This is a genomic window from Citrobacter sp. R-1.5.2, assembly GCF_035064245.1.
Taxonomy (GTDB): domain Bacteria; phylum Pseudomonadota; class Gammaproteobacteria; order Enterobacterales; family Enterobacteriaceae; genus Citrobacter.
The window spans coordinates 201,562-215,140 of record NZ_JASEYC010000008.1; the positions used below are offsets into that span (position 1 = coordinate 201,562).

At 51.8% G+C, this 13,579-nt stretch carries 13 protein-coding genes and 1 pseudogene; 7 read left to right on the forward strand and 7 right to left on the reverse strand.

The window, feature by feature from the left end:
• From QMN38_RS16115 to QMN38_RS16125, 3 genes are all read right to left on the reverse strand, one after another.
• Nucleotides 1-1,262: ESPR-type extended signal peptide-containing protein (locus QMN38_RS16115; RefSeq protein ID WP_323605350.1), on the reverse strand; the 1,262-nt coding region annotated here is incomplete at its 3' end.
• A gap of 46 nt (nucleotides 1,263-1,308) precedes the next feature.
• Nucleotides 1,309-1,950 (reverse strand): SadB/YajI family lipoprotein, encoded by a 642-nt coding sequence (locus QMN38_RS16120; RefSeq protein WP_323605351.1) that lies wholly within the window; start codon nucleotides 1,948-1,950, stop codon nucleotides 1,309-1,311.
• Between the two features lie 485 nt (nucleotides 1,951-2,435).
• Nucleotides 2,436-2,798: a YibL family ribosome-associated protein gene (locus QMN38_RS16125; protein ID WP_271448757.1), complete on the reverse strand. Its 363-nt coding sequence runs from the start codon at nucleotides 2,796-2,798 to the stop codon at nucleotides 2,436-2,438.
• A 292-nt stretch (nucleotides 2,799-3,090) separates the two neighbouring features.
• Here QMN38_RS16125 and QMN38_RS16130 point away from each other — a divergent pair, with 292 nt between their 5' ends.
• Entirely contained in the window at nucleotides 3,091-3,297 is a 207-nt protein-coding gene (locus QMN38_RS16130) for a hypothetical protein (protein ID WP_271440360.1), read from the forward strand.
• Between the two features lie 11 nt (nucleotides 3,298-3,308).
• Here the strand turns inward: QMN38_RS16130 and mtlR are convergent, their stop codons facing one another.
• The 3 genes from mtlR to mtlA all read right to left on the reverse strand — a co-directional run bounded on the left by mtlR (nucleotide 3,309) and on the right by mtlA (nucleotide 7,096).
• The gene (gene mtlR / locus QMN38_RS16135; protein ID WP_271440361.1) at nucleotides 3,309-3,899 is read right to left on the reverse strand and encodes a mannitol operon repressor MtlR; all 591 of its coding nucleotides are present in this window, start codon (nucleotides 3,897-3,899) and stop codon (nucleotides 3,309-3,311) included.
• Complete coding sequence (gene mtlD, locus QMN38_RS16140) at nucleotides 3,896-5,044, reverse strand: mannitol-1-phosphate 5-dehydrogenase (protein WP_271456094.1); 1,149 nt, start codon at nucleotides 5,042-5,044, stop codon at nucleotides 3,896-3,898. The genes mtlR and mtlD overlap by 4 nt, the downstream gene beginning before the upstream one ends.
• A gap of 138 nt (nucleotides 5,045-5,182) precedes the next feature.
• Nucleotides 5,183-7,096 carry a PTS mannitol transporter subunit IICBA gene (gene mtlA / locus QMN38_RS16145; protein ID WP_202037423.1) on the reverse strand — a complete coding sequence of 638 codons (1,914 nt, stop codon included), beginning with the start codon at nucleotides 7,094-7,096 and terminating at the stop codon, nucleotides 5,183-5,185.
• Between the two features lie 530 nt (nucleotides 7,097-7,626).
• Here mtlA and QMN38_RS16150 point away from each other — a divergent pair.
• From QMN38_RS16150 to QMN38_RS16175, 6 genes and pseudogenes are all read left to right on the forward strand, one after another.
• On the forward strand, nucleotides 7,627-7,989 hold the full coding sequence (locus QMN38_RS16150) for a DUF3302 domain-containing protein (RefSeq protein ID WP_271448755.1): 363 nt from the start codon (nucleotides 7,627-7,629) through the stop codon (nucleotides 7,987-7,989).
• A gap of 2 nt (nucleotides 7,990-7,991) precedes the next feature.
• A complete protein-coding gene (locus tag QMN38_RS16155) occupies nucleotides 7,992-9,128 on the forward strand; it encodes an HlyD family secretion protein (RefSeq protein WP_137382079.1) in 1,137 nt (378 codons plus the stop codon).
• A 98-nt stretch (nucleotides 9,129-9,226) separates the two neighbouring features.
• Nucleotides 9,227-9,835, forward strand: coding sequence for a glutathione S-transferase (locus QMN38_RS16160; protein WP_271454727.1), 609 nt, complete (start codon nucleotides 9,227-9,229; stop codon nucleotides 9,833-9,835).
• 98 nt (nucleotides 9,836-9,933) lie between these two features.
• Nucleotides 9,934-11,325 (forward strand): L-seryl-tRNA(Sec) selenium transferase, encoded by a 1,392-nt coding sequence (gene selA / locus QMN38_RS16165; protein ID WP_323605352.1) that lies wholly within the window; start codon nucleotides 9,934-9,936, stop codon nucleotides 11,323-11,325.
• Nucleotides 11,322-13,169: a selenocysteine-specific translation elongation factor gene (selB, locus tag QMN38_RS16170; RefSeq protein ID WP_323605353.1), complete on the forward strand. Its 1,848-nt coding sequence runs from the start codon at nucleotides 11,322-11,324 to the stop codon at nucleotides 13,167-13,169. Before selA ends, selB begins: the two co-directional genes overlap by 4 nt.
• A gap of 185 nt (nucleotides 13,170-13,354) precedes the next feature.
• Nucleotides 13,355-13,507: pseudogene (locus QMN38_RS16175) on the forward strand (L-threonine dehydrogenase); the annotation flags it as partial.
• A gap of 11 nt (nucleotides 13,508-13,518) precedes the next feature.
• Here QMN38_RS16175 and QMN38_RS27010 read toward each other — a convergent pair.
• Entirely contained in the window at nucleotides 13,519-13,575 is a 57-nt protein-coding gene (locus tag QMN38_RS27010; protein ID WP_003032489.1) for an IS1 family transposase, read from the reverse strand.
• Nucleotides 13,576-13,579: the final 4 nt, after the last annotated feature.

Genomic DNA, 13,579 nt, shown 5'->3' on the forward strand with positions numbered 1-13,579 from the left:
GAGGTATTCAGATTGGTGATGTTGGTTGTGTTGGTTGCGATATTGCTGGTATTGGTCGCAATATCCGTGGTGTTGGTTGCGATATTGCTGGTATTGGTCGCAATATCCGTGGTGTTGGTTGCGATATTGCTGGTATTTGTTGCAATGTCCGTGGTATTGGTCGCGATATTTGTCGTATTGGTCGCAATGTCAGTGGTGTTTTGCGCCACGTTCTGATTGGTTTCAAATAGCTGAGAACCGTTAACCGCATCGGTGCTATCGGCCGCCAGTGTACCCGCCGCCAGGTGGGTGATCTTGTCGGTTGCGTTGCTATGGCTGGCGCTAAAGGCGTTGTCTGTCTCGTTCCACTGCAGGGCATCGCTGGCCAACTCTGTCACGGAGGAATTCATATTCGTGATCGAGGTGTCCAGGGCGTTTAAAGCGCTGCCCACGTTGTTATAGGTCCCTGTGCCTACCGTGTAAGTCGGCGCATTTACCGTGCCGTCAGTCGTGTTAACCGAGGAACCGCCGCCCAGGCGCTCTGCGACCGATTGGCTCACGGCATATACCTGCGCGCCGGTTACCGCATCGGTGCTGGTGGCGTTAATCGCGCCTTTAGCAAGGTAGGTTACTTTACGTTGTGTAGTGCTGTTGCCGACCGCGACGGAGTTATCTTCTTGCGCGGTAGAGCCCGCACCGATGGCGACAGAATTGGTGCCGGTTGCTTTCGCGCCATTACCGAGGGCCGAGCTGTCGTCTCCGGTTGCTGCGGCATTATTACCGAGTGCGACGGATGTTTGTCCGCTGGCGTTAGCACGAACCCCCATGGCCATAGCGTAATATCCCTCTGCCGATGAGGATGCCCCCATCGCAATGGCGCGGTCGCCGCTCGATACCGCTTTGACGCCGAGTGCTAAAGAAGATTCGCCAGATGAATTACTGTACGATCCAATGGCGGTACTCCATTTCCCCATCGCGGAGGCCTTGTATCCCAGTGCGGCACTGGCGCCATCTACACCGGTATAGGTATTGGCTTCGGCACCTGTACCAATTGCAATCCACCCTGTCCCCTCCGTTGTACCGGCAGGCGTCACGCCTTTGCCTGTATCGTTCCCGGCATTGGCAAGCGCGCCGGCGGAAGCCAACAGGCTGCTGGCGCCGATAAGCGCCGAGGCGACCAGCTTTTTACGGCTGCTTTTCTTGCCGCGGCTTTTGGCGGTCTCGCTGGTCACAATAAATGTTCCCGTCGCGGCGTTCCAGATGACTTTAAATATTCTGTTCATAAATAAATGCTTTCCTTCGCTAAAATAGCTGTATTAACGATATCTGTTATTTCTTGACGTCTTTTTTCTTTTCTTTAATAGGCTTCGCATCTTCGAAGATAAGATCTTTCATATTAATGCCAACCTTAAGATATTTGAGGTTGTTGGGCGCGACACCCTTGAGGGTCAACTTCACGTTTGTCCATTTCCCGGGCAGCAGTTCCAGCGTAGAGTCCATCTGTGTGCTGAATAAAAGTTGTTGCCATCGAGGAAGGTCTTTGGCATCCACCGGTTTTTTCGCTCCCCATGTCATGTTAAAACCGATATTGGATATCGGAATACTGATCAGATTTACTAAATCAATATGAATAACGCTGCCATCATCAATGGGTTCAATAGATAGAATGCGTCCCGCTAACCCGACATTGCCGTTATTAATGAAAAAGTAGCGGGTTTGTGATGGGTCCAATTCCGTGTATTCGAACAAGCGTTGTTTACGTTCGATGCGGCCAACGACATGAGCGAGTTTTGTCGTCGCCGAGATAACGCTAGTTTGCTGTTTTTCCAGTATGTTTATCTTTGCTTCTTGCTCTTGCTGCTGTTTCTTCAGCGTTTCGATAAGGCCTTTATCGGCCGTGTAATCGCAGGCCGAGAGCAAAAATGAAAATCCTAAGATGACGGGGGGAATAAATCTTCCATATTTGTGCATATAAAAAATCCTTATTTATATGATGTAAAAATAACGACTTGCTCATCTATTCATATGGCGAAAATATATGTTTACCTTTGGCCGATATATAGGTGATGAGAACAATAAAAATATTCATCACCGTTATGGAATCAGCTGGTCGCTGATGCTAACAATTAATTTTGAACGGTGATATTTTACTGAGAACTAATCACAATATGTATATGTCGGGTGCAGGTGTTTGCGGATGATAATATTATTTAATTTTGTTGGTCAATTATGTTCTGCGGAAGAAGGAAGAGACAGAGAGGAAAAAATTCATTGTATGAATGTAACTGAATATTGCGACTCGTTCTGTTGGTCTATAACGTAGAGCAACACGATTGAAATAAATTTATATATGGAAGGTGTGATTATATTTTAGGAAAAATTCGGATTTTAGCCCGAGCATGCCGTACCCCCACTTGTTGCGTAGGGGTACGGAAAATCCAACGTTGCGTGAGCGATTAGAACTCGCTCTTCGCGAAGCCGGTCATCTCTTTCAGGCCCATTTCACGACCCAGTTCGGTCATCGGGTGTACGACTACCAGGCCGCGCACGCTTTTCTTCAGCTTACCCATGTCTGCTTGTTCTTTTTTGGTGATAGCGCGACGGAAGGGGAGCTTAGAGAGCTTTTGTGCTTCTTTGCTCAGCTTCTGACCATGCACTTCACGCAGACGCGCAATCTCGGTTTCCAGCGTTTCTTTCTCTTTTTCCAGCTCGGCATATTTGTCGGCGGCTTCAACCAGAGACAGGTCAGCCTGCTGGTGGCGGATAGCGTCCAGGCGATCGCTCAGGCGTTTAATTTCGTTTTTTTCGACTTCTTTCATAGGATAGCTTCTGATAAAAATAGGATGAATATCCTATAGTATGCGCGCAGAGCGGGATTATTCACAACTAATCGAAGATAAATAATCAAATACCGCAAGTATTACTCCGCTAATGATAATGCTAGTGTTTTGATTAATATGGAATTTTAAGCGATAAGATCGGCGATGGTGCTTTTTATTTGCAGGTTCATAGTGAAGCACGTTTTCCTCAATGTAATTGCTCAACCGATCCTAAACTTAAATCATCGACCGCGTAGGCCGTACGCGGAGAATACATGGAGGATTGGTCATCATGGCGAAAATAGGTGAGAACGTTTCTATTCTTATTGATAAAACTATCGATTTTATGGCTTCAAGCCAGGCTTTCCGTGAGTATTTGAATAAAACACCGCCGCGCAACGTTGTCCCTTCTGAAGTGCCGCAAGAGAATGCCGAGCTGTATCTGCAACGCCTGGCGTACTATCGACAGCTGTACCGGCCACAGCAGGAAGGGAAGTAAAGCGCTCCGCTTTATTTTTGAAAGGCTTTTTTTAAGCTGATTTTAGAAATCAGCTCGGTCAGGGAAAGCACCATCGTGGAGCGTACCATTTGCTGGTAACGCTGGATTTGCATGGCGTGCAGACCCGAGTCTGAGGTATCAAACTGTGGTGGTGGCGGGAGCGCCGTCACGCAGTGCAGCTCACCAAATGGCCCAAGAATTTCGTCATCGGTGAACGCATATTCATTGCCGTCGTGATTTAACTCTTCACGCAGTGCCATCAACAGTTCCGCATCTTCATATTCCGGACGACTGAGTACGCCCAGACCGTAGATTAGCTTCAAACGAACCGAAAGATCGCCCAGCGGGCCATCGCCGTCGAGTAACGGTTCTACGGCATATTTCACCGCATAGTCGTCTTTGCGAAATACCTGAAGCACCAGGATATTCACCGCCTCGGTGAGTAATTCTACGGCGGTGATGAGGAAGCTGCGTACGGTTTTGCCAGCATTCAGACGCTCAAGCACACGATTTTCAAAGGCCTGTGTTTGTTCCATTATTGCCTGCATATCTGACAATCTGTCATGTCGGCGCAGGATGACCTGCGCCGTATTCTGTATCATTTGGTTGCGTTATATGCGTTAACCGCCTCCGCAACCACATCACTGTTGGCATCCAGTCCGGACACTTGCGCCAGAGCGGCCTGTGGGCCTTTTTCGTCAATCAGTGCAGCCAGTTCCTGCGCCTGCGGATCTTCTGCACTGCGGTAATGCATCGCAGCGGCAATACCCTGCACCAGATTAACGTGCGGCAGACCATACTCCAGCGTGCCCAGCAGGGGTTTAATCAGACGGTCGCCTGCGCTCAGTTTACGCAGCGGCTGACGGCCCACGCGCTCAACGTCATCTTTCAGGTACGGGTTTTCAAAACGACCGAGGATTTTCTGAATGTATGCCGCATGTTTTGCTGCATCAAAGCCATAGCGTTTGATCAGTACCGCGCCGCTCTCTTCCATTGCACCTTTTACCACTGCGCGGATTTTCTCGTCGAGAATCGCGTCACGGATGGTCTGATGACCGGTCAATTTTCCGAGGTACGCGGTTATAGCATGCCCGGTGTTCAGCGTGAAGAGTTTACGTTCGACAAATGCCATCAGGTTATCAGTTAATTCCATTCCTGGGATGTTTGGCAATTCGCCTTTGAACTGCGTTTGGTCGACAATCCACTCACTGAAGGTTTCCACGGTCACTTCCAGCGGATCGTGGGTCGCAGAAGCAGATGGCGGTACGATGCGATCCACGGCGGAATCGACAAAGCCAACATGTTCTTCAACCCAGGCTTTGTCTTCATCTGCCAGTGCGTTCATCACGTGGCCTTTCAACTGTGTGGTTCCGCGCACCATGTTTTCACAGGCGATGATATTCAGCGGAGTGGTGATGCCCTGAGCTTTGCGTTTGCCCAGCCCTTTGGCGATGGCCGGTGCGATACGCTCAAGCACAACCGGACCCACAGCCGTGGTGATTAAATCAACGTGGGCAATCAGTTCGACGACATCATCACCGATGCTGCTAACGGCGTTGACGCCTGAAACAGTATCGACCTGCTCGTTTTCACCTACTACATGAACCTGATAGCTATGACGGGCATTCAGGGCATCAAGGACTACCTGATTTACATCCGCAAAGGTGAGTTGTATCCCCGCGTCAGCCAGCAGTTTGCCGATAAAGCCACGACCGATATTACCTGCGCCAAAATGTAATGCTTTCATAGTATTAACCTTCATTAATGTTTTTACCCAAGAGGGCTGGGGTGAGGGACCGCATAGATTTCCCCTCAACCTAACCCTCTCCTTTGCGGAGAGGATTTTGTAGGCCCGGTAAGCGTGAGCGCCACCGGGCAATAACGCTTACTTACGACCTGCCAGCAGTTCCAGAACTTCATCCACGCTGGTGGTATGTGCCAGCCGTTCGATGACAGATTCATCATCCAGCGCGTTGGTCAGGCTGGTGATCACCTGGATATGCTCATTGTTACGCGCAGCGATACCAATGACCAGGCGGGCAATATCATCTTCTTCTTCACCGAAGCGCACACCTTCCGGGTACTGGCAGAATACGATGCCGGTTTTCAGCACGCGATCTTTTGCTTCGATGGTGCCGTGCGGTACCGCAATGGACTCACCCAGGTAGGTAGAGGTCAGTTTTTCGCGGTCCAGCATTGCCTGGACGTATTCCGGCTCAACGTAGCCGCCTTTCACCAGTTGCTCACCGGCAAACAGAATGGCTTCTTCTTTGTTGGTGGCTTTACGGCCAAGGAAGATGTTCTCCGCACCCAGTTTGAACAGGTTGTTATCACCTTCATCAAAGCTGTCTTTCAGGTGATCGCGTACTTTTTCTTCGTTGACGTTGTGGCGTTGCGCCGCGACCAGACGCTCAGTCAGGCTGGTATACAGACCGCTGTCGAGGAAGTTGGTCAGCGAAATGTGCTGAGCCTGCGGAACCTGGCGCATCGCACGTTCGGTCAGATCACGGTGAGTAATGACCAGATCCACATCCGGCGGCAGATTGTTAATTGCGCTGTTGGTAACGGAAATCTGCGACAGACCAGCATCCTGTACTTTCTTACGCAGTACGCCTGCACCCATGGCACTGGAACCCATACCAGCGTCACAGGCGACGATGATTTTACGCACGTGGCTCAGGTCGTTGGTGACATCGCCAGCAGACAGCGGAGAAGCGCCTTTAGATTCTGCTTTCATGTCCTGCATACGACGGGTTGCCGCATCAATATCATCTTCTTCTTTCACTTTGCTGGTTTTCAGCAGAATCGCCGAGACCACAAAAGAGACCGCCATTGCCGCACAGATTGCCGCGATGTTAGCGAAGTAAGCCCCTTTCGGCGTCATTGCCAGCACGGCCAGGATAGAACCCGGAGAAGCCGGAGACACCAGACCACCGTTCAGGATTGTCAGGGTGAATACACCAGTCATACCGCCGAGGATAACGGCCAGGATCAGGCGTGGGTTCATCAGCACGTATGGGAAGTAAATTTCGTGGATACCACCCAGGAAGTGGATGATAGCCGCACCGCCCGCAGACTGTTTAGCGCTACCGCGACCGAAGAACATGTACGCCAGCAGAACACCCATACCCGGGCCTGGGTTTGCTTCAATCAGGAAGAAGATGGATTTACCCATCTCATGGGACTGCTGAATGCCCAGCGGTGAGAAAATACCGTGGTTGATGGCGTTGTTGAGGAACAGGATTTTCGCCGGTTCAACGAAGATAGACGCCAGCGGCAGCATGTCATGGACAACCATAAAGTTAACGCCGGCCGCCAGAATTTTGGACAGGGCTTCAACCAATGGGCCAATACCGAGGAAGGCCAGAATGGCGAGGATCATACCGATGATGCCAGCGGAGAAGTTATTCACCAGCATCTCAAAACCGGATTTGATCTTACCGTCTACCCAGCCGTCGAAATGTTTGATTGCCCAACCGCCCAGCGGGCCTGCAATCATCGCACCAAGGAACATCGGCATATCAGCACCGACGATCACGCCCATGGTGGTAATCGCACCCACTACGCCGCCGCGTTCGCCGCCTACCAGCTTACCACCGGTATAACCGATCAGCAGTGGCAGCAGATAGGTGATCATCGGGCCGACCAGCTTCGCCAGCGTTTCGTTCGGCAACCACCCTGTCGGAATGAATAATGCGGTGATAATACCCCACGCGATAAACGCGCCGATATTTGGCATCACCATGTTGCTGAGGAATCGACCAAAGCTTTGCACCTTGATCTTAATATCGGATGACATAAAAACACCCCTTCTTATGTTTGCTATCGCGCAGGCTGAAAGCCCGAGGTTTGTTAATGTAGCGGCAGGAGGTAGCCGGACCCTGTAGATACTGCGAAATCTGGCACTGAATCGTTCAACTGTCCAGTCGATGGCCTTTTGTGTGACTTGCGTCACGTAAATATAGGGTGTGTGGCGCTAGTTAATGTGATTTCAATCACAAAATGTCGGTACAAAAAAACATCGGCACCCAGTAATTTGCTAAAAATGGCGATTAAATGTGAATTGGTTCACGTTTTGTAATTCACTGTTTGTTGGATTTTTGTGAAGTCGATCGCAAAGTATTTTCATTGGAGATTCCCTGGATGTGATCTTCAACAGCTTCTACCCTGGCACTTTTTTTCGCACAAGAGAGCAATTTCTCACCAGAAAAAATATTTATTTTGTGGTATGGCGAAAACCCCGATCTCCAGTTATGTTCAAAATATCAGCCAGGAAACATACGGCTGCCGGCACAAAAAAACTCTAATTAGCGTGAATTCGAGGCAGGTATGTTTCTAAATTATTTCGCATTAGGCGTGCTGATCTTCGTTTTTCTGGTTCTGTTTTACGGAATCATTGCCATCCATGACATTCCCTACAACATGGCTAAAAAGCGTAACCACCCGCATGCGGAAGCCATTCATACCGCTGGGTGGGTAAGCCTGTTTACGCTGCATGTTATCTGGCCGTTTCTGTGGATCTGGGCCACGCTCTACCAGCCTGAAAAGGGCTGGGGGATGCAGTCACATGTCGCGCCGACCGGAAAGGAACAAGACCCTGAAATTGCCGCGCTGGCTGCGCGCATTACCCAGTTAGAACAAAGGCTGGCTGGGGAGAAAAAAACTGATGACTCCACTTTCCCGGAGATTTAATCATGGATTTGTTGATTGTTCTGACCTACGTGGCGTTTGCCTGGGCCATCTTCAAGATATTCCGTATTCCGGTAAACCAATGGACACTGGCGACTGCCGCATTAGGCGGGGTGTTTATTGTGGCGGGACTCATCTTATTAATGAACTATAACCACCCTTATACGTTTACCGCGCAAAAAGCCGTTATTTCAATTCCTATTACCCCGCAGGTCACGGGTATTGTGAGTGAGGTAACCGATAAAAATAACCAGCTGATTAAAAAAGGCGAAGTGCTTTTTAAGCTCGATCCGGTGCGTTATCAGGCGCGAGTCGACAGGCTACAGGCCGATCTGGTGACGGCCACGCATAATATTGAGACCTTAAAAGCGCAATTGTCTGAGGCGCAGGCCAATACCACGCGTGTTTCAGCCGAACGTGACCGTCTGTACAAAGATTATCAGCGCTACCTGAAAGGCAGCCAGGCGCGAGTCAATCCATTCTCTGAAAGCGATATCGATAATGCACGCCAGAACTACCTGGCACAGGATGCGCTGGTCAAAGCGTCGGTCGCTGAACAATCACAAATTCAAAGCCAGTTAGACAGCATGGTCAACGGTGAGCAATCACAGGTTGTTAGCCTGCGCGCGCAACTGACAGAGGCGAAATACAATCTGGATCAGACCGTGGTGCGGGCGCCCAGCAACGGTTACGTGACGCAGTTACTCATCCGTCCGGGGACCTATGCTGCTGCGCTACCGCTGCGACCCGTAATGGTATTTATACCTGAACAGAAACGGCAAATTGTGGCGCAGTTCCGCCAGAACTCTCTGCTCCGTCTGGAGCCGGGTGATGAAGCGGAGGTGGTGTTTAACGCGCTGCCGGGTCAGGTATTCACCGGTAAGCTGACCAGCATCCTGCCGGTTGTGCCGGGAGGGTCTTATCAAGCGCAGGGGGCATTGCAGTCCTTAACCGTTGTTCCGGGAACGGATGGTGTACTGGCGACGATTGAACTGGAACCGAATGCTGATGTAGATGCTTTACCTGATGGGATCTACGCACAGGTGGCGGTCTATTCCGACCATTTCGCCCATGTCTCGGTGATGCGTAAAGTGCTGCTGCGTATGACCAGTTGGATGCATTATCTTTATTTAGATCATTGAGACCAGCATCACCTGCCATTTGTCGTGGCCTGAGCCATACTAAGCGGTGTCCAGATATTCGTTGGACATCGCTTTTTTGTTGGCAAAAAGGACACGGCATGAAACTCATTGGCAGCTATACCAGCCCTTTTGTGCGTAAAATTTCTATTCTGTTGCTGGAAAAGGGCATCACCTTCGAATTCGTTAATGAACTCCCCTATAACGCGGAAAACGGCGTGGCGCGATATAACCCGTTAGGCAAAGTGCCCGCGCTGGTCACCGATGAGGGAGAGTACTGGTTTGATTCACCGATCATTGCTGAATATATAGAGCTGTTGGATATTGCACCCGCGATGCTTCCGCGTGAGCCGTTGGCGGCACTGAAAGTACGGCAACTGGAAGCACTGGCGGACGGTATCATGGATGCCGGGTTGGTGTCGGTACGTGAGCAGGCGCGCCCCGCTGCGCAGCAGTCAGAAACTGAATTGCTACGCCAGCGCGAAAAAATTACCCGCAGCCTGGATGTGCTGGAAGGTTATCTGGCGGACGGTACGCTGAAAACGGATACGGTTAATCTGGCAACGATTGCGATTGCTTGTGCCGTGGGCTATCTCAATTTTCGTCGGGTTGCACCTGGCTGGTGTGTTGACCGACCACGTCTGGTCAAACTGGTGGAAACACTCTTTCAACGAGAAAGCTTCGCCCGCACAGAACCGCCAAAGGCTTGATGCGTATTATGTCCGCCTGAGTAAAGTCACGGTACAATCCTCTGCATATCGATATCCCTCTCCACGGTGGAGAGGGCCACCAACAGCCAGGCCCTTTCATGACAACCGACATGCGTTCACTCTACAGCCAGCTTCCTGCTATCGATCGTTTACTGCGCGATAGCGCCTTCCAGGTCTTACGTGAGTCCCACGGTCATACCCGCGTGGTGGACCTGCTGCGTCATATGCTCGATGAAGCCAGAGAGGCGATTCGCGACACGCAGGCGCTTCCAGCATGGGGGGAAGACTGGGCGCAAGAGGCCAGCGCCCGGCTAGAGCGAGAATCGCAAAGTGCACTGTGTCCGGTGATGAATCTGACGGGGACTGTGCTGCACACCAACCTTGGTCGCGCGTCGCAGGCCGAAGAAGCGATTGCTGCGGTGGTGCAGGCGATGCGTACGCCGGTGACGTTGGAATACAGCCTGGATGACGCCGGGCGTGGACATCGCGACCGTGCGCTGGCGGATTTACTCTGCCGCCTGACCGGCGCGGAAGACGCCTGTATCGTCAATAATAATGCCGCTGCGGTTCTGCTGATGCTGGCGGCCACCGCGGCGGGCAAAGAGGTGGTGGTATCACGCGGCGAGCTGGTAGAAATTGGCGGCGCGTTTCGTATTCCCGATGTGATGTCTCAGGCTGGATGTATGCTGCGCGAGGTTGGCACCACCAACCGCACCCATGCGAAAGATTACCGTCAGGCGGTGAATGAAAACACTGGTTTGCTGATGAAAGTGCATACCAGTAATTACAGCATCGAAGGCTTTACGAAGTCGGTGGATGAAGCTGAGCTGGCTGCCATTGGTCAGGAGCTGGATGTGCCGGTAGTGGCGGATCTGGGTAGCGGCTCGCTGGTCGATCTCAGTCAGTATGGTTTGCCGCAGGAACCGATGCCGCAGCAGCTCATTGCCGCAGGTGTGAGCCTGGTGAGTTTCTCTGGTGACAAGCTGTTGGGCGGGCCACAGGCTGGCATTATTGTGGGTAAAAAAGAGATGATCGCCCGCTTACAACGGCACCCACTGAAACGAGCGTTACGGGCTGATAAAATGACGCTGGCGGCGTTGGAAGCAACGCTGCGGCTCTATCTGCATCCGGAAGCGCTGGCGGCGAAGTTGCCGACGTTACGCCAGCTCACCCGCTCGCAAGAGGCGATCCACGAGCAGGCGCTACGATTACAGGCACAACTGACAGAACATTATAGTGCCGAGTTTGCGTTGAATGTCATGCCTTGCCTGTCGCAGATTGGCAGCGGCTCATTACCGGTAGATAGGCTGCCGAGCGCGGCATTAACCTTTACCCCGCATGACGGGCGTGGAAGCCGCCTCGAAGCGCTGGCCGCCCGCTGGCGTCAGCTGCCCGTGCCGGTCATTGGGCGAATTTATGATGGTCGCTTGTGGCTGGATCTACGCTGCCTTGAAGACGAGACCCGGTTTATGGAGATGATGCTGAAATGATTATTGCAACCGCCGGACACGTTGACCACGGAAAAACAACGTTATTACAGGCGATTACCGGCGTGAATGCCGATCGACTGCCGGAAGAAAAAAAGCGCGGCATGACTATCGACCTCGGCTATGCCTACTGGCCGCAGCCGGATGGGCAGGTACTGGGATTTATCGATGTCCCTGGCCACGAAAAGTTTCTGTCCAACATGCTGGCGGGTGTCGGTGGTATCGACCACGCGCTGCTGGTGGTGGCCTGTGATGATGGCGTGATGGCGCAAACGCGTGAACACTTGCAAATCCTGCAACTGACAGGCAGCCCACAACTTACCGTGGCGCTCACAAAAGCCGATCGCGTCGATGAAGCACGCATTGACGAAGTACGTGCCGAGGTGCAAACCACGCTGGGTAACTATGGTTTTGCCGATGCGATACTGTTCGTGACTGCCGCCAATGAAGGCCGTGGTATCGAAGCGCTGCGTGACCACTTGCTGCAGTTGACGCCGCGTGAGCTGGCCCGCGATCACACCTTCCGCCTGGCAATTGACCGCGCTTTCACGGTAAAAGGCGCTGGTCTGGTCGTAACCGGAACAGCGCTCAGCGGAGAAGTGAACGTCGGGGATGCGCTGTGGCTGACCGGGGTTAACAAACCGATGCGCGTACGTAGCCTGCATGCGCAAAACCAGCCGACCGAACACGCTCATGCCGGGCAGCGAATTGCGCTGAACATTGCCGGTGATGCGCAAAAAGAAGAGATTAACCGTGGCGACTGGCTGCTTGCTGATGCGCCGCCGGAGGCCTTCTCACGCGTCATTGTCTCTTTAGAACACTCGGCCCCCCTGATGCAGTGGCAGCCGCTACATATCCACCACGCAGCCAGCCATGTGACCGGGCGCATCTCACTGCTCGAAGGGACGCTGGCGGAACTGGTGTTTGATACACCGCTGTGGCTGGCCGATAACGACAGGCTGGTGCTGCGTGATATTTCTGCCCGTACGACGCTGGCAGGCGCACGTGTCGTGACGCTGAATCCGCCGCGTCGTGGGAAGCGTAAGCCGGAGTATTTACAGTGGCTGTCGGCGCTGGAAAGTGCGCAGAATGATGGCGAAGCGCTGGCATTGCACCTGACGCGCGGCGCGGTGAACATTCCCGATTTCGCGTGGGCACGCCAGCTTAATGGCGACGGCATGCGTCCGTTGATTGAGCAACATGGATTTATTCGCGCCGGGTATAGTCTGTTGAATGCGCCCGTTGCTGCACGCTGGCAACGTAAGATTCTGGATACGCTGGCGACCTACCATGAGCAACATCGTGATGAGCCAGGACCTGGACGTGAACGCCTGCGTCGTATGGCCCTGCCGATGGAAGATGAAGCGCTGGTCCTGCTGCTGATTGAAAAGATGCGCGATAGCGGTGCTATTCATAGCCATCATGGCTGGCTGCATTTGCCGGATCATAAGGCCGGTTTCAGCGATGAGCAGTTGGCTATCTGGCAAAAAGTAGAGCCTCTGTTTGGTGATGAGCCGTGGTGGGTGCGCGATCTGGCGAAAACCACGGCTACGGACGAGCAGGCGATGCGTCTGGCGCTACGGCAGGCGGCGCAACAGGGCATTATTACGGCGATCGTCAAAGATCGTTATTACCGTAACGATCGGATTGTGGCCTTCGCGAATCTGATCCGCGAACTGGATCAGGAGAGAGGGTCGACCTGCGCTGCCGATTTCCGCGACAGACTCAATGTTGGACGCAAACTGGCTATCCAGATTCTGGAATATTTTGACCGTATCGGCTTTACTCGTCGTCGGGGAAATGATCATTTATTACGCGATGCATTACTGTTTCCTGAAAAGGAATGAAACAATTAATTCAGGAATAGAATGAATTAATACAAAATAAATATTGATTTAAATAAGCACATTGGATTATGAACCTAATGTGCTTTTTAATCTCTGATGTTATTAAAATAACAATCACGATCATATTTTGTTGGGATTATCACTCGTATGCTTCCTGCCTCTTTTGAGTAATTAAGGATCGTACAATGGCTGCTTCAACATTTTTTATTCCTTCCGTGAATGTAATTGGCGCTGATTCATTAAAAGATGCAATGAATACAATGGCGGAATATGGATTTCGTCGTACGTTAATTGTCACGGATGCCATGCTGGCGAAATTAGGCATGGCGAGTGAGGTAATGACTCCAACTTATTGATAGTGTTTTATGTTCAGATAATGCCCGATGACTTTGTCATGCAGCTCCACCGAT